This is a genomic window from Paenibacillus sp. FSL M8-0334 (assembly GCF_038000405.1).
Taxonomy (GTDB): Bacteria; Bacillota; Bacilli; order Paenibacillales; family Paenibacillaceae; genus Paenibacillus_AQ; species Paenibacillus_AQ campinasensis.
Map to the genome: position 1 here is coordinate 2104609 of NZ_JBBOCH010000001.1, position 26432 is coordinate 2131040.

A 26432-nucleotide genomic window follows, 5' to 3' on the forward strand; every position below is an offset into this window, starting at 1 on the left:
GTCCCCCGTTATTCGGGCATGCCTATTCCTTGACCGCCCCTAGCATAATGCCTGAGATGAAGTACCGCTGCAGCAGCGGGTAAATTATGACAATCGGCAGCGTTGTCACTACAATGGTGGCCAGCTGAACCCCTTTGGTGGTCGTCTGGATGGCCACTGAGCCCATATTCTGCATCGTCTGCGTCTGGGACTGGACTATGATCTCATACAGCATCATCTGCAGCGGGTACAATGACTGATCCGTAATGTAGAGCTTGGTCGTCATAAAATCGTTCCATTGCCCGACCCCGTTGAACAGGGCGATCGTTGCCATCGCCGGCATGGACAGTGGGATGAAGATGCTGAGGAAAATGCGCCAGTCTCCCCCGCCGTCAATCTTCGCCGACTCTTCCAGCGAATCCGGCACGTTGCGGAAAAAGTTCATCAGAATAATGACATCATAGAAACTCAATAGCGCCGGGATGATATATACCCAGAAGCTGTTCAGCAATCCGAGCGATTTGATCAACAGATAAGTCGGAATCATACCGCCGGAGAAGAACATGGTAATGACTCCCATCACCACATACAGCTTCCGTCCGCGAACATACTTTTTGCTCAAGCCGTAGCCGACCATCGCACAGAAAAAGACGTGGGTGGCCACCCCGATCACCGTTTTGGCAACCGAAATAAAGAATGCCTGCCAAATCGAGTCGTCCCGGAACACGGCCTGATAGTTTTCCAGGGAAAACTCCTTGGGCCAGAATATAAATCCGCCTTCCGCCAAGGATCTGCCCGAGCTGAAGGATGACACAACAACATTCCAGAGCGGAACGACGATGATAATCGTAAACAGCACCAGCAGCACGGTATTGACGACATCAAAGATTCGGCTGTCCAGATCCCCTTTTGCAATCTTTGAATTCAAGCGTAAAGCCTCCTCTCGTTTGCCATTACAGAACGGACTGATTATCGTTTAATTTGCTCGTGATTTTGTTCGCGGTAACAAGCAGAATGACCGACACGATCGATACGCCCAGCCCGACGGCCGTCGCATAAGAGAAGTCCCCTTGCGTCATCCCCATCCGATATACGTAGGAGTTGATGACCTCGGCCTTCTCCCGGTTCTGCGAGTTCATCAGCACCAGTGTCTGATCGAGATTCGAGCCTAATAAACCGCTTACAGTGAGGATCAAATTCAAACTGATAATCGTCTTCATGTTCGGGATCGTAATATACCAGATCTGACGCAGACGACTTGCCCCGTCGATCTTGGCCGCTTCGTAGTATGTGGGATCGATTTTGGCCATAATCGCCAGATACAGAATCGTTCCCCAGCCCGCCTCTTTCCACACATCCGACAGCGTGGCAATCCACCAGTACTTGCCTGGATCAAGCAGGATGTTCTGCGGCTTCGAGATCAGTCCGAGCTCCACCAGAATCTGATTGAACAGCCCCGACGTCGAAAGCCAAGTGATCAGCATCCCGCCGAGTACAATCCAAGATAGAAAGTGCGGAAGGTAAGAAACGGTTTGCACGAATTTCTTGAAGCGCCCCCATCTGACCTCATAAATCATGACCGCCAGAATAATCGGAATGACAAATCCTATCGCCAGTTTCAAGAAGCTGATGCCCAGCGTGTTGACCACCGAATCCCAGAAATACCGGTCCGACATAATAATTCTGAAGTTCTCTAATCCAACCCATGGCGCAGAGTCCAGCGTGTCGATCACGGTGTAATGCTTGAATGCGATAGTCAGCCCATAAATCGGTATGTAGCAAAAGATAATCATGAAAATGACGCCTGGCCATATCATGGACTGAAGCTCCCATTGCCGCATGAAGTCTACCGCAAACTCCTTGACTCTTTGGCCCATCGGCTTCTTGCCGTTCAGACCGGCCTTAGCGGGCCCGGTTGAGTGAACTGCAGCCGGCTTGCCCATTGGCTTCGCCCCCCTTTAAACTGCTATGAGAATGATTTTTGCATCTCCAAGTTATTAAAACGTTTTTATTTTTTGGCGATCGCCTCCCTTCATGCATTAAAAAAACAGACCGGCATCGATCTTGCAGCTTCATTCTTCTTCAGATACCGGTCCTTAGCCGTAACAAAACGTCGGTTCACACGTGAGCCGCTTCCTTGTGCAGACGCGAGCCGCTGCCTGGGAACGGAGCAGGCCCGCCGCGCCGCGCCTTCTCTGCCTTCGCTGCTTCAAGACGGCCGGGACAACTTGATATGGCTCGATCCGCGCACGATCAGCTCGCCAGCCAGCTTCTCCACCTTGCCCTGCTCCTTGTTCTGAATCATCCGGACCAGATGGTTCACCACCAGCATGCCCTGTCTGGCAATCTGATTTCGCACCGTCGTGAGCGGCGGCGAAAAATACTGCGCAATATCAATGTCGTCAAAGCCTACGACGCTAATATCGTTCGGAACGTCATAGCCAAGGGATTTCAGCGCGCGTATGCAGCCGATTGCACTCAAGTCATTCCCCGCCAGGAAGGCGTCAGGCAATTTGCCCGGATGGTTGTGAATGAATGATTTGACGGCATTGTAAGAGCCCTCTTCTTCAAAATAGCCTTGCAAAATATAGTCCTCGTCCACCGGAAACTGGGCCTCGCGCAGTGCCGCCAGGTAGCCTTCCTTCCGCTGCACGCTGTCAAACATCGTATCGACGCCTGAAATATAGGCGATCTTGCGGTGCCCCAGACTGATCAAATACCGGGTTGCCTCATAGCCGGCCTCATAGGAGTCGAAGATCACGCTTCCCATGCCTTCACTGCGAATGACGCGATCAAGAAAGACCGCCTTCACCTTGTTCTTCTCCATCGCGGCGATATCCTGATCGTCAATTCTCAATTCTTCGAATATAACGACCCCATCCACGCGCCCGCCAAGAATATTACTCATAATGATCTGCTTATCCGTTGTAACGAACACGTTCAAGCCGTAGCCGAGCCGGTCGCACTCCCGCGACATCGATTCCACCAGCGTGTAGAAATACGGACCCGCCACGCTTGTTGTGAAGAACCCAAGCATCTTGGTCGTTCCGGACTTCAACAGCTTGCCATTCAGATTCGGCACGTAATTGAGCCGCTTGGCCACTTCCAGCACATGGGATTTGGTCTCCGGATTAAGCACATCCACATCATTCAAGGCATTGGACACCGTCGAAATGGAGACTCCCGCCTCCCTTGCCACATCTTTAATGGTTACCTTCCCCATATCCTTCGTCCTTTTCTCTAAAAACGTTTTAATAAAATCAAATTAGCATAAAAACGTTTTCAGCACAATGTTTTTTTTCGTTTATTAGCCAGAAACCGGTCGTGCCGGGAGCGCGAAGCCTGTCGTCCTGAGGCCTGGCACCATTATCCCGTTTGATCAGGCAGCCCCCTGAATCAAAGGGATAATGGTGCTAAGGGGGGGAGACAACAAACACTCTTCAGGCAACGATCATACCTTATTGTGCCCTAGTGAGCCTTGCCTCCACACATAGAGCCCCTCTTCTCAAGCTTCGACTCCAGACACTTGCCCGTTCCCCGTCACGCACCTCATCCGGACTCATCAAGCACTTCAGGAATCTTTAAGCACTTCAGCCTTCATTCAGCACTTCAGACTCATGAAGAACTTCAGTCTTCCTTCAGCACGTCAGCCAATCCCTGCACATCCAGTCCATCCACCGCAAAGGCGGTGCGGACCAGCTGCGGCGGCACAAACTCATCATATTTTCCAAGATAAGGAGCCTCGTCGGCATCCAGCAAATCGCTTGCGTCCTGGCAAGCTTTCAGTTCATTAAGAATTTGCTCCATCAGCGTCCTGTCATCCGTCCCGCCGGCAACCACCATGTAATACGGCTCCATCGGGACAATGGACCGCAAGGCAAGCCGATCCGACAGATTATGCTTCAGCAAGCGCTCAAGAGTACGAAACTGCTTGCTGCCCGCCCAGGGCAAAATAAAAAGCGAGTCTCCGCCTGCCGGGATGACCACGCTGCTGAGCAGCCCGCTCTCCCGCGCCAGCCTGCGAGCGCGCTCCAGCCGGTTCACAGCCCCTGGCGCCAAATAAGGGTAAATCGTGCTGTCCATCAGCACTTCCTTTATCTTCTGCATGATCCGGGTATGCACATCCCCGCCGGCTCCAAGCCAGAGGGTGTCCACCTTCCCTTTGGCGGCTTTCACATACAGCGCCTTATGCTTCGTGTCCACCTCTTCGACCTTCCACAGCTTGCCCGCCAGCGAGAAACAGTAGCCCGGGGGCGGCACGGTCGTAATGGAGCCAATCTCCTCTGAGCCGTTGTATACGACATGCTCCTCGTCATCCTTGAACACGGCATAAAACCGGTAGTTGTTCACGATCTTCTCCCCGCCAAGGCCGATGATGAGGCTGCCTTCCTCCGTCCGCTGGATATGATCGGTTTGCAGCAGATATTGAAGCAGCTGCTTGTATTCCTCGGGCTCAATGCCGCGGAAAGCGGGCAGCGTCAGCACTTCCCTGGCCAGGTCCGCAGGCGCAGCTTCTCCCATGCTCTTGAGGACGCTCATCGTCTGATGATACAGCACGCCGACCGGCTTCTTCCGTAGGGATAGCGGCTCCACCCACTTCTCGCGGACGTACAGCTCGATGACCGCGATGGCTCGCAGCAGCGTCCACGGCATCCGTGCCGGCAGCTGCGCCTCTTCGTCCTCTTCCTCCGGACAGAGGAACATCATCTCGGACGTCTGGCTCCCCCGGCGTCCGGAGCGGCCGAGCCGCTGCACAAAGCTGGAGCAGCTGTACGGTGCGCCGAGCTGGATGACCCGCTCCAGCTCGCCAAGATCGATGCCGAGCTCCAGCGTCAAGGTCGCGGCGGCAACGGCAGGGCCAGGCCCGCTGCGAAGGGCGGCCTCCGTCTCCTCGCGCAGCATGGCGGATATGCTTCCATGATGAACATGGAACACATCCGGATCCTGCCGCTTGGCCGCAATCCGGCGCAGCTCCAGCGTTGTCAGCTCCGCATCGGAGCGGCTGTTGGTGAAGACAAGGGCTTTCTTATGATGGGTGTTGTCATACACAAAATCATAATAAGCCTTGCGCGCCAGCTCCAGCTGCTCCGCCTGCTTCTCATCCCTGGCGTCAGGGAAAGAGAAATGCTCCACCGACAGGCGCAGCTTGCGCGCCCCTTGCGGCGCGATCACCTCAACGGCTTGCTTCGTGCCTGCACCGAGCCAGCCTGCGGCGGTGTCGTAGTCGCGAAGCGTGGCCGACAAGCCGATCCGTCTCGGCGCGCATGAGGCCATCCGCTGGATGCGGGCAAGCTGACTGAGCACCTGAATTCCGCGATCGGCCCCCATGAAGGCGTGAACCTCGTCGATAATGACGTACCGCAGGTCCTGGAACAGGGCCGGGATCGCATTCGGACGGTTCATCAGCAGCCCTTCCAGCGATTCCGGCGTAATTTGCAGCACGCCGGAGGGCTTCTGCATCAGCTTGGTTTTCTCGGCCTGTGCCACATCCCCATGCCAGTGCCAGACCGGAACCTGGCCCTCCTTCAGCAGCTCGGTGATCCGCTCGAACTGATCGTTGATCAGCGCCTTCAGCGGCCCGATATACAGGATGCCCACCGAGCTTGGAGGCCGGTTGTACAGCTCTGTCAGCGCCGGGAAGAACGCCGCCTCCGTCTTGCCCGAGGCCGTCCCGGAGGCGATCAGCAGATGATTCGGCGTATCAAACAGAACGCGGCAGGCCTCCACCTGGGCTTCCCGCAGCGTTTCCCAACGTTTTTTGTAAATAAACTCCTGAATAAACGGCGCTAGCCTGGAGAACGGATGCCCGCTCATAACTCAAACTCCGCCAGCAGATCATCCAGTTCATCCGCCGGCTGCTCCTTCCGCTCCTTGTCATCCGGCCGCATCGCGGCCCGCTCGCCCAGAAGCTCCTCGAAGGTCACATCATGATGCTGATGCAGCGTATGCAGCACGTCCATGAAGTCGCGGACCACCTCCCGGGTCGTCAGCAGCTCCTCTGCGCCCAGACGCCCCACAGCCATCTGCATAAAGGCGATCAGCTGTTCATCCGTCAGGCTCACCTCATACTGAAAATGCAGCGCATGGATATCGCGCAGCTTCTGCAGCAGCACGAGAATTTCCTCATGGGACAGCATGTCCAGCTTCAGGATCGGGGATGTGTAGGTTCTGAGCGCGCTGCTCCCATAGCGCCCGTCGATCAGCCGGGAGCGGAGCGCGTCATAGCTGAACAGTCCGCGGCGCTCATCCTCCACAAACTGCGGCGTGCCGCCCAAATAGATGCCCAGGTGCTCCGCCTTGCCCTGCATCGTGTCGTTAAACATCGTCAGCAGCTTCTCGTAGTTGCTGTGACGCGAGATGCTGTTCGTTATTTTGTACAGGTTCACACCTTCATCAATAAACAGCAGAAGCCCTCTATACCCGATGGCTGCCGTAAACTCGGCCCACAGCTTCATGTAATCGTACCAGTTGTCGTCATCGATGATGACCCCGACGCCGAGATCCTTGCGCGCCTCCGTCCGTGTCGGGTATTCCCCGCGCAGCCAGCGCAGCGCCGCTCCCTTCCGGTCATCGTCAGCCAGCTTGTAACCGCTCCAGTAAGCGGCCAGCACCTTGGCAAAATCGAATCCGTGCACCAGGTTGCGCATGCTGTTTGCCACCGCATAAATCTTAAGCTCAACCTCCTGATCCAGTTCCGCATCCCCGGGACGCAGCCCCTTCTCCTGCATGATCCCCTGCTGAACGGAGGCGATCCATTTCTGGAGAATGGCTTCCAGCGCACCGCCGTCCGGGCGGGTCTTCGTCGAGAGATGTGTCATCAGCTCCCGGTACGTAGCCAGCCCCTGTCCCTTCGTTCCTACCAGCCTCCGCTCCGGCGACAGATCGGCATCGGCCACGACGAAATCGCGATCTGTGGCGTAGTTGCGGATCATTTGCAGCAGGAAGCTTTTGCCGCTGCCATAGCGCCCTGTAATCAGGCGAAAGGCTGCCCCGCCCTCGGCGATGTTGTCCATGTCTCTGAGGATCGACTCAACCTCGGGCTTGCGTCCAACCGCGATATACTCAAGCCCCACTCTCGGCACGACCCCGGCTGTGAGCGAATTGACGATCGCCGTCGTGAGCCGCTTGGGAATCTTCAGCTCGTTCATCATTCATCACCTCTTCTGGTTCTCCACTTAAAGCTTATCGTTCTGATCCTTCCTCCGGCCCTCCGCGTAGCATGCTGTTTCACATGCTGATTTCTAAGCCGACTAAAACTTTATCCTCATCTTCATTTCCTCAGATACGCATCAAAGTTTCGAACTTGTCCCTATATTCATCCACAATGGCATCCCCGTCGACCAACAGGTCTCCAATCGTATCCATTGCAGCATCGTTAATCTCATCCAGCAGCAGCTCCGGCATGGAGCCTGCCTGATCCGCCGCCCGCTGCATCGCTTCCCGGTCCGGCCCGTGCTTGAGCGCAAGCAGCAGCGCCAGATGAACAGGCGCAAGCCGCTCAGCAAGCTGCTGCCACTCCTCATCCAGCGAGGCGGTGTTCCACATCACCTCGCCTTGCTTAGGCACATGAAGCGGCCGCTCTGGCGGTAATGCAGGCGGTACAGGCAACTTTGGCGAATCTGATGTTGCTAACGATTCTCGCGAATCTGACGATTTTGACGATTTTGACGACTTTGACGATTCTGAAGACGCTGGCACCTCTGCCGAGTTTGGCGATGCCGCCGCCGCTGGATGCGCGGAAGTCTCTGCCAACGGCGCTCGTACTCGCGGTTCGGCATCAAAATCCATCACCGCTTGGAACAGCGGCGCCTCCTCGCTGCCGCCACGCTTGGCAGGCGGGGTCTCCCGCTCCAGCGGTTTCGCCTCCCCAGCTGCCTCGCGCACTCCTTGCCGCTCCTCCGGCGGATCGGTCAACGCCGCAGCAGCCGATACCGCTGCATCCGTATGCGCAGCGTCCGTGAGCAGCATATCTCGCACCTCGTCCGATTCCCGCTGCAGCCGCCGCAGCTTCCGGCTGTCAATCTTCACGGCCGGTGCGGATTTCTTGCGCTCAGCCTCGGCTTCCTGATGCAGCTCTTTTTTCAGAAAACGGCCTACCAGCTCCTCCAGTCCCGCTGGCACCTCAATCCCTCGGAGCCTGCCTTTATAACCTTTCAGCTCCCGCAGCTTGTTCTCCGTCAGCCGGACAAGCTGGGTCATGTAACTTCGAAGCGGAGCATGCTCGCTGAGCATCAGCACCGTCACGCTTGCCGTCCGTCCATACATCTCATGATCATATACAGCGCTGCGGAACAAATACCGAGTCACCTGGCGGGGACGGGGGCGATAACGTTCAATCAGGCGCCCCCCCTCATAGCGGGCCGAGTAGCTGTCCGCCAGCGCAATCACCTTCGGAGACAGCTGCTGCAGCGCCTTGCGTCCGCCCTCCCGATAGAAGCGGCTTTTCTCCACATCATAATCGATGATGTCGAGCAGGTAATCCCAGCCGAGGTCCACCGGATCAGCCGAGTAGCGCCGCAGCCATTCGAGCTCCTTCAGCACGCTGGACAGGCTTCGCGGCAGACGCTGCGGAATCTCCTTCACCGGCATATCCAGGCCATGAACGAGCATAAAATCATATAGCCACTCCCGCAAGTACGTATCCAGCTTCGGATAACGTCCGCGATAAGCTTCCCATACCGCATTCATCAGCGCGTAGCCCTGCGCCGGATCGCTCCAGCCTATGCCGTGAATCAGCTCATACACATAGATAAACAGGTAGGACAAGTCCGTGTCGGGATAGCGGCCGGACCGCACCTCCTCCCGCCAGTAGAAATACCACCTGTGCTGGTCGCGCGTCATCTGATCATAGGTAGGCCAGTAGCTTTTGAACGGGACAAACGGCGCCGCTTCCTCCACATGCCAGGCCAGCTCTCTGGCCTGCTGCACAAACTGCTGCTCCCTGGATATGTAGCGAAAGCTTTCATTCCAGTCCAAGTCCAGCGACTCCTCCGGCTGTACAAGAGAGGCAGGGCTATCGCCGACACCGGACTGTCCCGTACCGGAACGCGCCGCATCGCTCCCCTGCCCCGGCTGCGAATCGAACAGATCCGGCTCCCGGGTCGGAAGCGGCAGATCCCGCTCCTCGCCGCCCAGCTCGATTTCAGCAAACCGGACGCCGCCCTCGGTCACGACTTTATGGCGCACATGTCTATTGTGAATGTCATTAGGTTTACTCGTTTCACTCATCCTTAACGAACCTCCATCATAACTCCAATTATACCATTTTACGAGCGGACCCGAATGTATTTTCGCATTTTTCCGGGAGCGAACGGCGCGAATCTTTAACCGAACCCGATCATGTTATAATATACTGAATCCATTTGTCAGCCGACGATAGCTGGAAAGGAAACTTCCCAATGAATAAATGGCTCAAAGCAGTGCTATTTCTTGCAGTCGCCGCGTTCTTGACCCGGCTAATTCCATTCTCCTCCTGGTTCCGCATCCTGGATACGATGATTCACGAACTCGGGCACGCCTTTGTGACGCTTCTGATGTCAGGGCGTGTGCTCAGCATTGAGCTGAACCCGGACCACAGCGGTGTTACCTACTCTGTTCTGACTGCCGGCTGGGGACCGATCATCGTGTCTCTGGCAGGATATATATCTGCATCGTTATTTGCCATCCTTATGTTTTATTTGTATGCCAAGAAGAAGCAGGAGCAGGGGTTGCTGCTCATTACCGGGCTTGCGCTGGTGATGCTCATCTTCTTCGTGCGCTCGGGGTACGGTGTTTGGTGGCTTGGCATCTTCATCGTCATCAACCTGATCTTTTACTTCCTCGGTGTCCGGATACGCAACTTTTATTATCTGCTGCTCGCCTTCCTCTGTCTGGAGGAATCCGTTGTCGGGCCGTTAAGCCTGGGCATGCGGGCGCTGACCGCCCCCGGGCATGCGGGCGATGCCACCAATCTGGCGAATTTAACCTTTCTGCCTGCGATTGTGTGGGCGCTGCTCTTCTTTCTCTTTGCCCTGTGGTGTGCCAAGGTGGCGCTTCAGTTCTTCTGGCAAAAAAGATAGGTGCTGACAGAAGTCAGAACTAGACCAGTACCAGAAGCGAGTCAAATGACTGCAACACCATTCGTTCGCCTTCCGGTACTCATCAATATGAATAAAAGGAGCAGTCCTAAACGTAGTTTTTTCTAGGCAGGGATGGCCTTGTCTCTAACTTTAAGCATAAAAGCGCGAGTCTTGAAGGTTACTTAGCCCCCGAGACTCGCGCTTTTTGGTTCATCATTGCCTATTTGAGCAGATTATGGGCAAACGAAAGCCACCCGACTTCCAACTTACTTTTGGTAAGCCGCGAAGCAAGAGTCGCCGGAAATTCCGGTTGCTCTTCATTAGCGACAGAACCTATCCCAGCAGTTCTTTGGCTCCGTTCATCACTAAGGGCATAGTCTGCTCAACGAATGTTTCCGCACTTATTAGACGCCCCTCATTGTTCCATACGTAAGCCGCACCATACATCCCCCAACTTAACATGATAGAAGCCGTATTTATTAAGAATTGCGTGTTTGGAGTCAGTAGCATCTTGTCTTTGTCTATCAAGGAAAGAAGTATCGCTTGAATTTTTTTCTTTATTTGAATTTCGAATGCAGGTACAAGCGATGTATTTCTTTTTTTGCATATAGTGCCTAGATCCTTATGAAATTCGCATAACCCCAGGAAAATACTCCGAATTGTTTCTTCAGTTAAAACTTCATGACCACTTATTTTACGATTTATGATCGTCATAAATGATTCCATTAATCTGGCCTCAAGAATTTCGAATTTATCTACAAAGTGCGCATAAAAAGTCGTTCTGTTAACAGTAGCCCGCTCTGCAATATCCCTAACGGTTATCGAATCAAAATCTTTTTCTTGAATTAAGGAATCAAAAGCGTCTTGAAGGAGCCGCCGTGTACGTATCACACGAGGATCTGCTTGATTCTTATTAATTGTCATGGTTAAGATCCCCCCAGTAAAACGACATTATAGAAACGGTGTTGTCTATACAACGGTTCAAGATTATTGATGATTGCGAACCATTCGGTTGTTATTATAGCATACAAATACAACACGTGTTGTTCAAGCTACTAGTGATGTATAGAAGCAATACGAATGTCGCTTTTTACAAAAGGAGAGAGAACCATGTCCGTTTCATAACAGTCGCTACGAAGGAGCACAAACGTTTTTATATTATTCGAGACCGCCTGTCGGTTAGTAACGATAGTCCCGAGATTTTTAAAACACATCAGGAGTGTGAATGATGAAAAGCACATGGAAAATTTACGTTCTCGTCTTGATCACCTTTTTAGTAGGAACATCTAATTATGTTATTTCCGGGATTTTGGACAGGATCGCAGGGGCATTAGGAACAAGCGTTGCGGCAGCAGGCCAGCTCATTACAGTCTATTCTCTGGCCTATGCGGTCGGCACGCCTATTCTAATGGCGCTGACGGCTAAAATGGACCGGCGCAAGCTCCTCCTTTATTCCCTGGGCTTCTTTATTGCTGCAAATCTGCTGACATTTATATTGTCCGGCTTTGGTTTCTTCATTGCGGCGAGAATCATTACGGCGTTAGGTGCCGGGGTGGTTACTGTTAACGCGCTCAGCATCGCCGCCAAAATCGCTTCGCCAGGCAAGCAGGCCAGCGCTATCGCCAACGTCACCATGGGCTTAACTGCATCGCTCATCATCGGAGTCCCGCTCGGCAGATTGGTAGCCTCGGCTTTTGGCTGGAAATCTGTATTTCTGGCCATCGCAATTGTCGGGGTCATGGCCATGTTTGTTATTGCTTCGGTCTTTCCACGTATTCAGGGCGACAAGCCTGTTCGTCTGATCAAGCAATTAGCTTTGTTAAAAGAACCTCAGGTTTTGGTTGCATTGGCGATTACTTTTTTCTGGTTAGGGGGATATTCTCTCGCTTATACCTACATCTCCCCTTTTCTGCTAGAAGTGACTCATTTAGATGAATCATTGATTAGCGCAGCCCTGCTCGTGTTCGGCATCGCTAGCTTGATTGGGTCGAAAGTCGGCGGCTACAGCGCGGATAAACGTGGCGTTCTTTTCACGCTCGTTTCAGGGATGGTACTTCACGTCATTTCGTTGATTTTGCTATCCTTCGTCGGACAGTCGGTCACTGCCGTATTCGCCATTTTGATCCTCTGGTCTTTTGCCGCCTGGTCATCGGCTCCGGCACAGCAATTCAATCTGATTACGCTCGTTCCTGAATCCTCGGGCGTCATGCTAAGCTTGAACAGTTCCATGATGCAGCTTGCCATGGCCTTCGGCGCAGGAATCGGCGGGCTGATCGTTAACCATATTTCTCTTGCATCCATTACTTGGTTCGGTATAATCGGCGTACTCATCGCTATCATTGCCGTGTTTGTATTGTCCAGCATGTCATCACGGTATCCGGCGATAGAGTCAGCGAATTAATGCTTAACATCGAATATTTAATAACAGAAGAAATGGATTTATAGCGGAGGCTACAATTTTAATATTTATTACTTCCTTAATAAAAGAGGCCGTCCCTAGTCATCTACGATGACTTTGGGACAGCCTCTTTCGTGATTCGGTCAACCCGGAAGTCCCTGGTCGCCTTCTATGATGCTTACCTCCTTACTGCCAGCCAGACATCGGTCTGCCGCCTGGATGTTACCGGCAACGCACCTGCAGATCCAGCGGATAGCGGCCGGCATTGCGGCCGTACAGACTGATGCCGCCTTCCTCTGCCCGCAGCTCCAGCTGGAAGCTGCGCTTGTGGTTCAGCGACGCGGCCAGTCTCCCCGGCACCTGTGCCCGGCACAGGTATCCGTAAGAGCCGGCTTCCTCAAGCCGGTTATGAACCGGCTGGTAATGCCAGGAGAGCACGCCGCGGCTGTCGGCCGGATCGTCCATCAGCACGAACTGGCCTACTTGTTCACCGTCCACCCAGACCGATACGCGGGAGGAGTGCATCTCTTCATCCGTCATGTAATAGGTGCTCGGATTGTATTCCACGTTAGCCGATGCCCCGTGCATATAGTCCGTACCATCCGGATTCAGCCGCTCGCCTTCGATGTTGCGCGCCAGCAGATGCTTCGCCCCGGCTTCGAACAGCACCTCAATATCGCGGATGAACGGCATTTCTTCCTGACCCGGAAGCTGGACGTCATAGACGAACCGCCCTTCGCCGCCGCCATTTACCTTGGCGCCCTGGAGCGCATCCCACATATATTCGAAGGAGTGCTCGCGGAAGTCGCCGACCGGAATGCGGATCGTTGTTCCTTCTCCATCCGTGTCCCCGTCCTGTGCACCACGCACATCAAATGTAATAAAGTTCCGCGTCACTACACGCCCTTCGGCATCCAGGAGCCGAACGCCCAGAACGGCTACCGCATCCTGCTGCGGCATCCGCGGATTCAGATCCGCCAGAGGGGATACGCCGTAACCCTTCCATGCCACATCCAGTGAACCCGAATCGGAGACAATCCGCGTCCCCAGATCGTCATGCGACAGTTCCCACTCAAGGCGGAGCTGCTGACCATGATACTGATCCGAGTAGCTTGATCCCAGCAGCGAGACGGCCACCGTCGATCCCTGTTCCACCGTTTGGCAAGGCGGAGCGTCGATAACAACAAAATCAGCCGTATGCAAATCTGCAATCGTCATACCGGGCACAAAATCCTCATATCCGAATTTTTTGTCCGTACCGTCCAGACGGTAGTACCCGTTAAACTCATTTGTCACGTCGCGGAACTCCGTAAATACGAAGCCGCACATCTTGTCATGGCGACGGAACTCGTTCAGCATGTACCGGTAGTGCCAAGCCAGGTCGCTGTCGCCAGCGCCGCCCTGAATGCCCCACACATTGCCGCATTCGCTGTTCATCAGCGGCGCGTCGCTTTGCACATTGCCGTCGATATAGTTAAAGCTCGATCCCGGATAGGTCTTCTGCACAACCTCCTCCAGATGCTCCCGAACGACCTCATATCCATTGAGATAGAAGTGCCATGTATTGATGTCCGACTCGACATGATCATAGTTGCACGGGGAGTTGTCCTCTACAATACGGGTCGGATCAAGCTCCTTGGCCCATTTGTACTTGGCTCGCACCCATTCCTGGGTCTCCGGCAGATAGAATCTCTGCTGCGATGCATCTCCTGTGACTCCGGCAGCCTCGCCATCCGTGCGCAGACCCCACGTTTCGTTAAACATCACCCAAGAGAAAATGGAAGGATGGTTCCAGTCGCGCTGGATCACCTCAAGCGCCTCGCTCTCATAAGCGGAACGCGCCTGCTCATCCGGATTGCCCCAGAAGCAAGGCATATCCTCCATCACCAGAATGCCCAGCTTATCCGCCCAGTACAGCTTGCGCGGCTCCTCCGGCTTAATGTGAATACGGACAAAATTCAGCCCGAGCCGCTTCATCAAATAGATCTCATCGCGCATTTCCTCATCGGTCGGATACGTAAAGTAGCCTGTCGCATGATAGGACTGATCCAGCGTGCCGTTCAGGTAGACCGGCTTGCCATTCAGCGTAATCCAGCGATAGTCCCGCCCTTCGAATGCGGCTGTGCCGATCTCGCGTATGCCAAAATACGTATGAACCACATCTTCCCCGAACGATCCGGACAGACGGAGCGCGCCTTCATACAGATGCGGGTTCTCCGGGCTCCATAGCTGCGGATCGCTCACCTGAAACCGGGTCGTGTGCTCGTTCAATCCCTGCTCCAGCTCCCACTCATCCTTATGGCTCACTGCCCCTTCTCTGAAAGACAGCTCAAGCTCTGCCTTCCCCGCTTCATGCGCATGAATGACCGTGGTGAGCTGAACCGTTCCGTCAATAGCCGTCTCAAACTTGAATTGACGAATATGCGTATGCGGTCTGGACTCCAGCCATACCGGCTGCCAAATGCCCCTGATCTCCCCGTACCCCTGCTTGCCCCGGGTCTGGTAGTCATGATCATTATCCTCCGCACGCACAACAATGACATTCTCCTGCTCTGCTTGCCACACAGCGGTCACATCGAACTCGAACGGGCTGTAGCCACCCTGGTGAGCGCCAACATGTTGGCCGTTCACCCACACATCACAGCGGTAGTCCACGGCGCCAAACTTCAGAACAACATTCGCCCCCTCTTCAGAAGGCTTCCATTGCACGGCCCGCCGATACCAGCCGACGCCCTTCGTGTCGCTTCCGATACCGGACAACGGGCTTGCCCAGGAAAACGGCACCTGGATCTCGGAGTCGAACAGAGCCGCCGCACCGCCAGCCCGCTGCGCATATGCTTCGTCAGAGCCGCTTCCTTGCTGCGTTGCATCTGCTGCCGAATCTTCAAGCTGGAATGACCATTTGCCGTTCAGGTTCAACCAATCGGTTCGTTCAAAATCCGGTCGAGGATACTCCGGACGCGGGATTTCTGTAGAAATGGCAGGTGCTGCAGGGATCGCCATAATAACAACACAACCTTTCTTTGGTTTCAATTTGCCCCTATTCTAGCATCTATATATAAAAACCGCAATGTATATTATAAATTTACAATATATAAATTTCAGTGTACACTTGGAACCATACAATCTCTTCAGTAAAGGAACGAGACGATGAGTGAATGGAAACAGGAAACCTACCGTTATCCCGCCTCGCGGATTGTAGAAGTAGCCAAAGCATTGTCTAGCGATGTCCGGGTTCGGATTCTCGAAGCGCTGGGGGAAAAACCGATGAGTGTCGGTCAACTTGCCGAGGTGCTTGGCGTTGCGCAGCCGACCGTTTCCATCAATGTTCAGATGCTGGAGCAGGCCGATCTCGTTGTGTCCAGTCAAGGGGCGAATCGGGAGAAGATTTGCGCCGTCACCTGCCGCTCGATCTTCCTAGAGCTGCCGACCAGGCCGGGTGAGGGACTGCAGCGAATCGAGGAAATTCATATGCCGATCGGCATGTTCTCACACTGCTCGATTGAGCCTACCTGCGGCATGGCCGCGAGGGACGGATCGTTGATCGGCTCGCCTGACGATCCGCGCGCGTTCTACATGCCAGAGAGAACCGAGGCCGCACTTCTGTGGTTCTCGGGCGCGGGCTATGTCGAATATTATTTTGCCAATCCGATGCCGCCCGGCGCTGCACTCGACGAGCTTCGCCTGCGCGCGGAGCTGTGCTCGGAGGCCCCTTCCTTCAATTCGAATTGGCCCTCCGATATTTCGCTGATCATTAACGATCTCCCTGTCGGAACGTGGACGAGCCCCGCCGATTTCGGAGACCGCAAAGGCAAGCTCACCCCCGAGCGATGGAGGAGCGGAAGCGAGTACGGCCTGTTGACCGAATGGCGCATCACCGGCAGCGGAAGCCAGGTCAACGGACAGGATGCGAGTCCTACGACCATCGGGGACCTGGAGCTGTCGTTCAACCGTCCGATCCGCGTACGCTTCGAGGTGAGCCGGGATGCTGCTCATCCCAATGGCATGAACCTGTTCGGCTCCGGCTTCGGGGATCATCCCCAGGACATCGTGCTGTCCTTTGTACGCAATCATGAGGAAGCCTAGCTGGGGGCACCTCCTTCACAGCCGCAACAACCAAACAACCCCCGGTGCCATCCGCTATACGGATGGCACCGGGGGTTCGTTGTGCAGCATGAGACTATAAACCGTTGTTCATCAGTTCCTCGGCCAGCTTGAGCAGCTGTTCCTTGGTTAATGTTTTCCCGCCATCCATGGTCAGGGAGTAGTAGGCATCCTGTTCTTCGTTGTACCAGTTCAGATAACGGTATTGAACATGCTCCTTCTGAACATCATTGTAAATGATGGTGCGGGAGCCCAGTACCAATACTTCGGCCTCATTCTCCGCCTCTTGCTGAACTTTGACATCCGCGCCGTACAGCATCATGGCATGGATGCCGATATGCGCCCCTTCCAGGGAGTATATCCCGCTTACCGACGACGCTCGCGTCCACGGGATCGACGCCATGAACAGGCGGCCTTCCTCCGACTGCGCCCTGGCTGTCAATTCAGCGACCGTGCGGTTGTATAACGAGACATCCCCGTCAATCGAATTGACCGTGTAATAGGGGCGTACCGTGCCGTAGTCAAACAGGTATTCTCCGATCTTCTCCGGCATCACAGGGACGTCCACTCTGTTCATCTCCCGGACAAACGCTCCATAATCCTCCAGCTTCCGTTCCTTATAGGCGAACTTCAACGAAGCCTGCTCTCCGGCAGCCTTGGCTCCGCCCACACGTTTGTCCTTGACGTAATAAGCGATAAGCTCTCCGGGCTGCGCCTCGGCCAGCACCTGCTTCTTAAACCTGTCGTCCCCTGACGCGGCCTCCGGCCTGGACTCCGGGGAGACGTACTGAACCTTGACTTCTCCGGCTGCGTTCCGAATCTGAATAAACTCGGCGGTAGCGTAAGCCGTTGCTGATACCAGCAGCAGGACACACATCCCTATTACGGCGCCCATAGGGCTGAGCAGCCTCCGCCATGGCCTGGAAGACGATCTGTGATGAATTCGCTGCATGACCCTCTCCGTCACATCGATGTTTGGCAAATGCTCTTCACGGGCAAGCTTTCGTATCATATTTTCGTGCTCATGACCGAATTCGGTTCTTGGCATGTCATCTCCTCCTCTGCAGCCATTGCCGCCTGCACCTTGCGTTTAATTGTTGTCATCCGTTTCGTCAGCGCATTCGCGCTAATATGCAAAATCTCACTCATCTCGGCAAAAGACCGCTGCTCCAGCACACGCAATACGAGGATGTTTCGTTCCTCCGGTGTCAACTCCGCCAGCGCCTTCTCCAAGGGATAGCTGTACAGGCGTTTCTCCATCTCCTGCTCGGGACTTGCGGCCAGAAGCGACGGTCTGAAAATGTTCATGATCTGCCTATGCAGCTTGCGCCTCCGCAATAGATTCAGGCAGTGATTGGAGGCGATACGGTACAGCCAAGCAGAGAAGCTGACTTCCGGCCTGTACCTCGAGATCGATTGGTAGGCTTTCACCATAATATCCTGAACAGCGTCCTCCGCATCCTGCACATTGCCCAGCATTCTGCAGCAATAACGGAATATCTGCTGCTGATAGGCATCGATGATGATAGCAAACCGCTCGGTTTCACCCCGCTGGACACTCGCAACGACGCTCTCGATCTGCCTGGCGTCTTGTTGATTTTCCTGTAACGTGAGACCCACCTCCTTTAGGTATCTATCTGTATAACAATTAACGAGTGAAAAATCTGCCTGCCAACCATCCTGATGCGGCCGCTATTTTTATGATGAAGAGAGAGGTTAATGCCCGATTTCGTATACCAAATTTAGTTTCAGAAGGAAGTATTGACCATTGTAAGGTTAGTATATATTATTTTGATATACGTGATTTATTGGTCCAGATAATGGATTCCAAGGATGGTGTTCTATATGGTACTGAACACAATACGAGCAGAGATATTAAAATACATACAAAACAATAATTTAACGCTGACTCAGTTCGCTGCTAAAGCTAACATCAATTCTGGATCATTAAGCCGAATCGCGAACCAAAATCAACCTCTTTCCGTAAGTCAACTGGATGCCATCACCAATGCTATGGAATTAAAAGAGGACTATTTCTACTCCCGCTTTGCTGAAGAGTGCTTTACCTTATCCGCACCGAACTGGCGGAGACTGCGCCCTTTTCTGATCCGCTCCGCGGAAATTGGACGGCTCGACTGTATTGAAATCATTTTACATAATCTGCTGGAAGATATCAGCTATGGTTCTATGATTTTTGATGTGGCAGAGGAACTCTTTGCCAAGGATATGAAAGAAGCAGCAAAGCTACTCTACCGCGGTGTAAGTATTATTGAGAAATATCAGCACTCGGAGCGGCTGGCTCAAACACACTGATCAAAAACAACCCGCTCGCCCTATATATTTTTATATGCTTTATGCTCGACTGTTGCAATCTGGCGTTTACGAGCATTTCGGAGAGTATAAAAAAGCAACATATTATGCCACATTATATTGCAATGCGGACAGTTGGATTCAGGAGGATTCGGAAGAATCCAGGATTGTTATTAAGCAATTTAACGAGTTCTCGATTGCCAACCAGTATCTGTTTAGGCTGCTGTCGGGAGAACTGGAAGTGTTGAACGATTATATCGAATTCCTGGCCAAGCGGCCTGGCGAAATTTTTAATGGGCTCTGCGATATTGTTAGAGTAGCCAACAAGCACAACTACAACATCGATTCGATATTAGTCCGTTTTCAGGATTATATTCCCTATAAGACTTATTACACCGCATTCGGAGAATACAATAAACCGATCATGGCTGAACAATATGCAGAGTTCCTGGTTGATCTGGGGAAATATTATTTGCGGAACAATCACCCCGAGGGCTATGATTTTTTTCTTAGGAGCATAGCACTTTCCTCCGAAATGAACAGCGCCCGCAGCATCATCCATTGCTTGAGCGAGATTGTGCTTCATGCTGATTTACCCCTTCCAAGTCCCGACATTCAGACTATCCTTTTAAAAACACTGCAAAATACGAACAAGACCCCTTGACCGCGCCTAAACAAGGCACGACCAAAGGGTCTTTCGTCTATAAAATCACACAAGAAAAGATCAATCCACTATCAACGGCACCACTTTACCGGCATTCACATCAATCAGGCCATGATCCGTGATCTTCAAGGCCGGGCTGACGGCAAGCGAGTGCGTGCTGAGCGACATAATCGGGTTGTAATGCACATACCCGAGTGACAGCATCGCCGAGCGAAGCTCCTTCACCTGCCGGGACACCTCAGTCAGCGGCTCTTCCGTCAGAATGCCGCCCACCGGCAGCTTCAGCATGGACAGCACCTGCCCGTCCTCAACCACACAGAAGCCGCCCTGGCTCTCAATTACCTGGTTCGCAGCCAGCACCATGTCAGCCCGATTCCGTCCAACAACCAGCAGGTTATGGTTGTCATGTGAATAGGTTGTGGCAATGGCCCCGCGCTTAATGGTGTCGCCTCCAATGAGACCGTAAGCACGGTTGCCGTTCATACCGTAGCGCTCAAAGGTCGCGATCAGGCCATACTCGCTGCCTTCCCACTGCAGTTCTCCGTCAACCGCCTTCACCTGGGCAATATGCTCTTCAACAAAGGTAGATCCGTCCTTCACCATCATCACCCGGCAGCGGAATACATCCTCTTCCGGAACGGCAGCCGAACCACTCTCCCGGACAGCTTCCGTTCTGCTATGCACCTGATCCCCAGCTCTCGTTCCGTTAACCCTGTCATTGCCGCCGGCGTCGGCGACACGGATCACAAAATCATCCGCACCCAGTGAAGACAGCTTCACACTCCGGTAAAAATGCGGCGGGAACTGTCCGCTGCTGCGCTGCTGCTCATAAGGCTCTGATGCGTCGTACACCTTCCGTCCATTTTTGTACACCCGCTCAATCGCCAGTGCGCTAATATCCGACAGCAGCATATAGTCTGCCACCTTGCCCGGAGCAATGCTGCCGCGGTCGGTCATTTTCATGCGCAAGGCCGGGGTGGATGTCGCCGCATAAATCGCATCCTCAGGGCGCATGCCCATGCTTATTGCCTTACGAACGATATGATCCAGATGCCCGCGCGCAACGAAGGTATCCGGCATCACATCATCCGTAACAAAGCAGAAATGCTGAGATACCTCATGCTCCATTAAATATTTCATCACTTCCAGCGTCATCGATTTCTCCTGAATCTCAATGAACATACCCGCTGCAATTCTCGCCTCCAATCCCTCAATACTCTGATGGGTATGGTCGGAATCAACTCCGGCATAAATCAGCCGATGCAGGTCCAGTCCTAGCAATTTCGGAGTATGTCCTTCAATGACAAGGTCCGGATAGTTCTGGCGGATATGTCGCAAAATCTGATTTGTCTTGCAATCAGGGTCCCGGATAACATCCACGTAGTTCATGATCTCCCCGAGGCAGATGATCTCCCCCGTCGCAAGCAGCACATCCATATCCTCAATCTCGATGGAGCCGCCAGTTGTCTCCATCGGCGTGGCCGGAACGGAGCTAGGAATGGAATAGAACATGTCCACCACCGTCTCGCGGCTGGCGGCCATCATCTCCTGCACCCCTTCCAGTCCGAACACATTGGCCATCTCATGCGGCTCAGCAACAATCGTAGTGACCCCGCACTGAAGCAGCCCATGAGAAAATGTAGCCGGCGTCACCATCGAGCTCTCGATGTGCAGATGGATGTCGATCAGCCCGGGGATCATATACTTCCCCTGGCCGTCGATCACCTCATCCGCCTCCAGCAGCTCCGGGCCGCCGGGCCCGATATACATGAACTTGCCATTCAGAACCGCTACGTTATTCGGCTCGAATCTTTTATAGGAACTGTTATACACGTTCACATTCACAATCAGTTGATCTGCACGCATCGGCATAATCTCCTTCTTCATCTGCTGCTTCCTGCTGCCTGCTCTATTCCACGAGCACGAGCTTGTCCTGCGGGAAAATCAGGTTCACCCGTTGCCCGCTGAAGTATGGCGTCTCCATCTCCTGATTGGCGGTGAAATCACCCAGCTCGGTCTCAACCACATACTGATAGCTGCGGCCCAGGTACGTGCTGACCTTGATCATCCCAGGCAGCGCATTCGCGGCCTCCTGGCCAGTATCTCCGCTGACGATGAGGTCGTCGGGACGAATGGCGCCTTTGCGAGCGCCTGGACGCACCGTTCCAGGATTCGCGGTTGCCGTGAACAGCCGGCCACCCACCTTGAGCGAGATCGCATCTCCTGCATCGGACCGCTCGTCAAATTCAATAAAGTTGTGAAATCCGATAAATCGTGCCACAAACTCAGTCGCAGGATATTTGAAGATCGTCTCCGGACGATCCAGCTGCTCCACAATACCCTTGTTCATAATGGCCACCTGATCCGAGATGGAGAAGCATTCCTCTTGATCATGGGATACGTACAGGGTCGTAATGCCAAGCTCCTGCTGGATGCGGCGAATTTCCACCCGCATGTTGACCCGAAGGTTGGCATCCAGGTTGCTGAGCGGCTCATCGAACAGCAGCAGATCCGGTTCAATCACCAGCGCCCGGGCGATCGCCACCCGCTGACGCTGACCACCCGACAGCTCTTGCGGAAACCGCTTCTCGAAGCCGTTCAGGTTCACAACCTCCAGCATGCGCATCACCCGCTCGGAAACATCGCGGTCCTTCACCTTCCGCATCCGCAAACCGAAAGCGACGTTGTCATAGACGGACAAATGCGGGAAAAGCGCATAGCTCTGAAACACAAAACCGAAATTCCGCTTATTCACCGGAACCCGGGTATAATCCTTGCCGCCGAACAGGAACTTGCCCTGCCTCGCTTCCAGGAAACCTGCGATGAGGCGCAGGGTTGTTGTTTTGCCGCAGCCGCTCGGTCCGAGCAGGGAGAGCAGCTTGCCTTTTTCCAGCTCCAGACTGAAATCCTTGAGAATCGTCTGGTTGTCATACGCGACCGATACCTGGTCCAATGTCAGCAATGCCATCACTTGTGCGCCTCCAATTATCGTTTAGTGAAATAGGTCAGTCCGCCCATAATCCGTTCAATGAAGAACATGAGCAGCCCGGTCAGCACCATCAGCAGCACAGATATGGCCGCAATGGTCGGGTCAAAATAGTTCTCGACATACGTCAGCATCTGAATCGGCAGCGTGCTTACGCCCGGCCCGGTCATGAAGACCGAGATGTCCACGTTGTTGAACGACTCCAGAAAAGCGATCAGCACCGCTGCCAGAATCCCCGAACGGATATTAGGCAGCACCACCTGGAAGAACGTTCTCACGCGTCCCGCCCCCAGACTGAGCGCCGCTTCCTCAACCGCAAAGTCGAAGCTCGACAAGCTGGAAGCAATGACCCGGATGATGAACGGCAGCATGATAATCGTATGGCCGATCAGCAGCCCGAGATACATCGGCAATTGGTACACGACGATCAAATATTTCATCAGGGTAAAACCAAGCACGATCCCGGGAATGAGCACCGGGGACAGGAAGATGGCGTTCAGAAGCGATTTGCCCTTGAAATCATAACGGCTCAGCGCATACGCAGCCGGGATGCCGAGGATCAACGCCAGCAGGTTCCCAAGCAGCGAAACGACGATCGATATTTGAAACGTGCGGATAAATCCGCCTGTCTTAAAAATATTCTCATACCAGCGAAGCGAAAAGCCCTCCGGCGGAAACTTGAGCACCGTCCCGGGCTCAAATGAAGTGACGGATATGATCAGCAGCGGCCCTAACAGAAAGATAAAGACCAGCAGGCTGAACAGGCCTAGACCGAAATGTTTCTCCCGCATATGTCTACCCCTTCGGATTCAAAGTTTTGGCCATTCTGTTCATGACGCCGACCACAATAAACGTAATGGCAATCATAATCGCTGCGATGACCGAAGCCAGGTACCAGTCATTGAGCGTCATGGCATTCTGGTACAGGAACGTGGCGATCACCCGCTGCTTGCCTCCAAGCAGCGCCGGCGTTGTATACGCGGTCAGGCTGCCTACGAAGACGAGCACAGCCCCGATCACAAGTCCCGGTACCGCCAGCGGGAATACCACCCGGCGAAAGGCTGTAAAGCGCGAGGCGCCCAGGCTCTGGGCTGCCTTAAGCAGATCCTGATCAATATTCTCCAGCACCCCGACAAGAGAAATAATCATCAGCGGCAGGAACAGATGTGTCAAACCAATCATCATCGCTGCCGGGGTGTACAATATATCCAGCGGCTGATCAATCAGGCCAAGCCCAACCAGGGCATTGTTAATCAGCCCTTTGCGCCCCAGGATGATCATCCAGCTGAATGAGCGCACAACCGGGCTCGTTAACAGCGGAAAAATCGCGAGCGCGAGCAGTATCCCTTTCCGCCGCGGCGCCTTGCGCGAAATATAGTAAGCCGTCGGAAATCCGAGCACCACACACACCAGGGTGGTGACGACACTGACCTGCAGTGTTGTCAGCAATATTTTCAGAAAGTAGGGGTCCTTGAAGAAATGCAGATACCCGTCAAGGGTGAACGCATTCTCCTGAACAAAAGTCGACCCGATGGTCAGGACGATCGGAATGACCATGAACGCCGCCAGGAACACAAATCCGGGCAGCAGTAGCCAGTACACTGCTGATTTTTTCATCGTGATACTCCTGTACATTAGGAATGGGTGTTATAACATACCAAACATCATTACATCAATATCCTGTTGTTCTGCTGCATGCAACACATCTTGCTGTCGATCGCGCCGCCCCGAAGGGGGCGGGGATCAGGAATTCAGAACCCCGATGAACATCTCCAGAAACCGATCGGCATCCACCGTCTCACAGACCAGCAGGTTGGGCTCCTGCCCCAGCCGATTCTGTATGTCGCACACCATTTGTCCATCACACAGCCGGCTTGCGGTCTCGACGTCCACATAATACTTCCTGCGGCCCACCAGCTCCGGATTCAGCGCCACGCCCACAGCCAGAGGATCATGCAGGGCACAAGCCCGCACGCCATTCATCTGCTCATAGCGGTTGATGTAAATCTCCGTGCTCTTCGCCACATAACTGCGAAGTGTCGAATCCGTCAGCTTCGCGATGGCCGCATCGTTCAGCAGCGTCTGCCTGGTGACATCCAGCCCGACCTGTGTAAGCTGATCGATCCCGGCATGCAGCACCATCCTGGCCGCCTCCGGATCGGCGAAGGTGTTATATTCCGCCGTCGGGGTCACATTGCCATGCCCGCGTACGACACCGCCCATGAAGATGACCTCTTTCAGATAACGAGGCAGCTCCGGACACTTCATCAGCGCCAGTGCCAGGTTCGTCAGCGGGGCGGTCATGATCAGGGTGACTTCACCCGGGTATTTCATCACCTGCTCGATGATGAAGTCCGGAGCGAATCCTTCCTGCGCCTGCATGGACACAGGCGGCTCGGGCAGTGCCCCGCCGAGCCCGTCCTGGCCATGAACGCGGTGCTCATAATGGGACTTGCGAATCAGCGGGCTGGCCGCGCCGGCAATCACCGGCACGTCAGCCGCATCTATCAGCTCCAGCACCTTGCAGGTATTCTCTGTCGCCTGCTGCAACGATACATTTCCGCAGACGGTTGTAATCCCGAGCATGTCCAGCTTGCGGCTTTTGACGGCCAGTATAATCGCCAGTGCATCATCAATTCCGGTATCTACATCAAGGATGATCCGGCTATTCATATTCAATCAACTCCTGTTAGCAGGCCATTAGCGGGCAATCTCACGGTTCCAGCGATCCGTCCACTCTTTGGCCTTGCGGTTTACAAACTCCATGTCCAGCTTGTTCAGCGATTCCACGAGCTCCGCACCATACGTAATGCCCTCCGCCTCTTCCGCTGTCAGCTCCACCTTGGTATTGACCGGAGAGTCTACCTTGGCTTTAGCCGATGCAGTCTGTACTTCCTGGCTCAGCTGCCAGTTAATGAACTTCTCAGCCAGCTCTTTGTTCTTGGTGCCCTTCACGACATTGATCGTATTCATAACCGCATAACCGCCTTCGCTTGGCGTAACGAATTTGGCATCAGGGACAGCCACCTGCAGATCCTTAAAGTACATCTCCATGATCGGGCCTCCGGCAATCTCCTCCTGAGCGAACATGTTCACGAATTCAGAGGTCTGGCTGTAGAACTTGACGATGTTGCCGCTAAGCTCTTGAAGCTTGGCAAAAGCCGCCTCCTCATCAAAGCTGTCTTTGCCTGCAGCATACGATGCCGCATCCACAACCATCGGACCTGCTGTCGCCGTAATGTTAGGCATAGTCAGGTTGTTCGCAAATGCCGGATCCCACAGATCGCTCCAGGACGAGACTTCTATGGACACCAGGTTTGGATTGTAAGCAATCCCGAGCTGGCCTACCGTGTACGCGGGCCCATAATTCTCACCGAGCGGAGCTTGGGCAATTTCATAGATATCGTTAACGTTTGGAATGTTCGCGCGGTCAATGAATTCGAACAATCCTTCATCAATGGCCTGCTGTGCATAATAATCCGACAGATAAATCACATCAACCTCGGATGTGCCTTGACGAACCTTGTTCAGACGTTCCGCGTTGTTGCCGACCTCAACCACGATATCGACATTATGCTCTTTCTCAAATGGACCGAACACTTCTTCGTTGAAAAAATCCTCAGAGAATCCCCAAGTAGAAACAACCAGCTTCGTTGGCGCCGCAGCGCTGCCGCCCGTATCTCCTGCCGTTTCATTATCACTTGTGTTGCCTGCACCACCACAACCTGCCAGCAATACCGATGTCATAACGACTGCAGTTACCCCGCTCAACCATTTTTTCATCATTGTTCTATAGACCTCCTGAAATATAATGTTAGTTTAAGGTTTGGCTTGTTTCTTCTCGTCCATCCTCTGATCGGTGGAATGATCGCATGGCTAAGATGATCCTGCCCCGTCCCTCCTTTTGCCCCTCTGAGATGATTTCTTATTATA

Annotated in this window: 21 protein-coding genes and 1 pseudogene; 5 read left to right on the plus strand and 17 right to left on the minus strand. The window is 53.8% G+C overall.

The genetic code is table 11. The features are described 5' to 3' along the window. Positions 1 to 22: 22 nt before the first annotated feature. The 6 genes from MKX64_RS09125 to MKX64_RS09150 all read right to left on the minus strand — a co-directional run bounded on the left by MKX64_RS09125 (position 23) and on the right by MKX64_RS09150 (position 9207). Positions 23 to 907 (minus strand): carbohydrate ABC transporter permease, encoded by an 885-nt coding sequence (locus MKX64_RS09125; protein ID WP_095267740.1) that lies wholly within the window; start codon positions 905 to 907, stop codon positions 23 to 25. Positions 908 to 932: 25 nt separating this feature from the next. Next, entirely contained in the window at positions 933 to 1922 is a 990-nt protein-coding gene (locus tag MKX64_RS09130) for an ABC transporter permease (protein WP_179292210.1), read from the minus strand. A 266-nt stretch (positions 1923 to 2188) separates the two neighbouring features. After that, positions 2189 to 3202: a LacI family DNA-binding transcriptional regulator gene (locus MKX64_RS09135; RefSeq protein ID WP_095267739.1), complete on the minus strand. Its 1014-nt coding sequence runs from the start codon at positions 3200 to 3202 to the stop codon at positions 2189 to 2191. Between the two features lie 404 nt (positions 3203 to 3606). Further along, the gene (locus MKX64_RS09140) at positions 3607 to 5793 is read right to left on the minus strand and encodes a DEAD/DEAH box helicase (protein ID WP_341035694.1); all 2187 of its coding nucleotides are present in this window, start codon (positions 5791 to 5793) and stop codon (positions 3607 to 3609) included. Next, entirely contained in the window at positions 5790 to 7127 is a 1338-nt protein-coding gene (locus MKX64_RS09145; protein ID WP_155618380.1) for an ATP-binding protein, read from the minus strand. The genes MKX64_RS09140 and MKX64_RS09145 overlap by 4 nt, the downstream gene beginning before the upstream one ends. Before the next feature lie 130 nt (positions 7128 to 7257). Further along, a complete protein-coding gene (locus MKX64_RS09150; protein WP_341035695.1) occupies positions 7258 to 9207 on the minus strand; it encodes a TerB N-terminal domain-containing protein in 1950 nt (649 codons plus the stop codon). A gap of 170 nt (positions 9208 to 9377) precedes the next feature. Between MKX64_RS09150 and MKX64_RS09155 the strand changes: the two genes are divergently transcribed. After that, positions 9378 to 10037 (plus strand): M50 family metallopeptidase, encoded by a 660-nt coding sequence (locus tag MKX64_RS09155; protein ID WP_095267736.1) that lies wholly within the window; start codon positions 9378 to 9380, stop codon positions 10035 to 10037. Positions 10038 to 10257: 220 nt separating this feature from the next. Here the strand turns inward: MKX64_RS09155 and MKX64_RS24295 are convergent. Further along, positions 10258 to 10355, minus strand: a pseudogene (locus MKX64_RS24295) (transposase); the annotation flags it as partial. Between the two features lie 15 nt (positions 10356 to 10370). After that, on the minus strand, positions 10371 to 10961 hold the full coding sequence (locus tag MKX64_RS09160; protein ID WP_155618343.1) for a TetR/AcrR family transcriptional regulator: 591 nt from the start codon (positions 10959 to 10961) through the stop codon (positions 10371 to 10373). Positions 10962 to 11265: 304 nt separating this feature from the next. Between MKX64_RS09160 and MKX64_RS09165 the strand changes: the two genes are divergently transcribed. Next, positions 11266 to 12438: an MFS transporter gene (locus tag MKX64_RS09165; RefSeq protein WP_341036279.1), complete on the plus strand. Its 1173-nt coding sequence runs from the start codon at positions 11266 to 11268 to the stop codon at positions 12436 to 12438. A 219-nt stretch (positions 12439 to 12657) separates the two neighbouring features. Here MKX64_RS09165 and MKX64_RS09170 read toward each other — a convergent pair whose 3' ends face one another. Beyond that, positions 12658 to 15438 (minus strand): glycoside hydrolase family 2 protein, encoded by a 2781-nt coding sequence (locus MKX64_RS09170; protein ID WP_341035696.1) that lies wholly within the window; start codon positions 15436 to 15438, stop codon positions 12658 to 12660. A gap of 147 nt (positions 15439 to 15585) precedes the next feature. On the opposite strand from MKX64_RS09170, the gene MKX64_RS09175 reads away from it, so the two are divergent. After that, positions 15586 to 16521, plus strand: coding sequence for an ArsR/SmtB family transcription factor (locus MKX64_RS09175; protein WP_155618341.1), 936 nt, complete (start codon positions 15586 to 15588; stop codon positions 16519 to 16521). Positions 16522 to 16615: 94 nt separating this feature from the next. Here MKX64_RS09175 and MKX64_RS09180 read toward each other — a convergent pair whose 3' ends face one another. Beyond that, on the minus strand, positions 16616 to 17587 hold the full coding sequence (locus tag MKX64_RS09180) for a hypothetical protein (RefSeq protein WP_341035697.1): 972 nt from the start codon (positions 17585 to 17587) through the stop codon (positions 16616 to 16618). Beyond that, positions 17548 to 18159 (minus strand): RNA polymerase sigma factor, encoded by a 612-nt coding sequence (locus MKX64_RS09185; RefSeq protein ID WP_341035698.1) that lies wholly within the window; start codon positions 18157 to 18159, stop codon positions 17548 to 17550. The genes MKX64_RS09180 and MKX64_RS09185 overlap by 40 nt, the downstream gene beginning before the upstream one ends. A 225-nt stretch (positions 18160 to 18384) precedes the next feature. On the opposite strand from MKX64_RS09185, the gene MKX64_RS09190 reads away from it, so the two are divergent. Next, positions 18385 to 18852, plus strand: a complete 468-nt coding sequence (locus tag MKX64_RS09190; protein ID WP_341035699.1) for a helix-turn-helix domain-containing protein — start codon at positions 18385 to 18387, stop codon at positions 18850 to 18852. Beyond that, positions 18809 to 19513 carry a hypothetical protein gene (locus MKX64_RS09195; protein WP_341035700.1) on the plus strand — a complete coding sequence of 235 codons (705 nt, stop codon included), beginning with the start codon at positions 18809 to 18811 and terminating at the stop codon, positions 19511 to 19513. The genes MKX64_RS09190 and MKX64_RS09195 overlap by 44 nt, the downstream gene beginning before the upstream one ends. 60 nt (positions 19514 to 19573) lie before the next feature. Here MKX64_RS09195 and MKX64_RS09200 read toward each other — a convergent pair whose 3' ends face one another. The 6 genes from MKX64_RS09200 to MKX64_RS09225 all read right to left on the minus strand — a co-directional run bounded on the left by MKX64_RS09200 (position 19574) and on the right by MKX64_RS09225 (position 26282). Further along, the gene (locus tag MKX64_RS09200) at positions 19574 to 21379 is read right to left on the minus strand and encodes an adenine deaminase C-terminal domain-containing protein (protein WP_341036280.1); all 1806 of its coding nucleotides are present in this window, start codon (positions 21377 to 21379) and stop codon (positions 19574 to 19576) included. A 43-nt stretch (positions 21380 to 21422) separates the two neighbouring features. After that, positions 21423 to 22481: an ABC transporter ATP-binding protein gene (locus MKX64_RS09205; RefSeq protein WP_155618377.1), complete on the minus strand. Its 1059-nt coding sequence runs from the start codon at positions 22479 to 22481 to the stop codon at positions 21423 to 21425. Between the two features lie 17 nt (positions 22482 to 22498). Continuing rightward, positions 22499 to 23290: an ABC transporter permease gene (locus MKX64_RS09210; RefSeq protein ID WP_155618338.1), complete on the minus strand. Its 792-nt coding sequence runs from the start codon at positions 23288 to 23290 to the stop codon at positions 22499 to 22501. A 4-nt stretch (positions 23291 to 23294) separates the two neighbouring features. Beyond that, positions 23295 to 24116, minus strand: a complete 822-nt coding sequence (locus tag MKX64_RS09215; RefSeq protein WP_095267726.1) for an ABC transporter permease — start codon at positions 24114 to 24116, stop codon at positions 23295 to 23297. 126 nt (positions 24117 to 24242) lie between these two features. Beyond that, the gene (locus MKX64_RS09220; RefSeq protein ID WP_155618337.1) at positions 24243 to 25172 is read right to left on the minus strand and encodes a nucleoside hydrolase; all 930 of its coding nucleotides are present in this window, start codon (positions 25170 to 25172) and stop codon (positions 24243 to 24245) included. 27 nt (positions 25173 to 25199) lie between these two features. Then, entirely contained in the window at positions 25200 to 26282 is a 1083-nt protein-coding gene (locus MKX64_RS09225; protein ID WP_095267760.1) for an ABC transporter substrate-binding protein, read from the minus strand. Between the last annotated feature and the right edge of the window lie 150 nt (positions 26283 to 26432).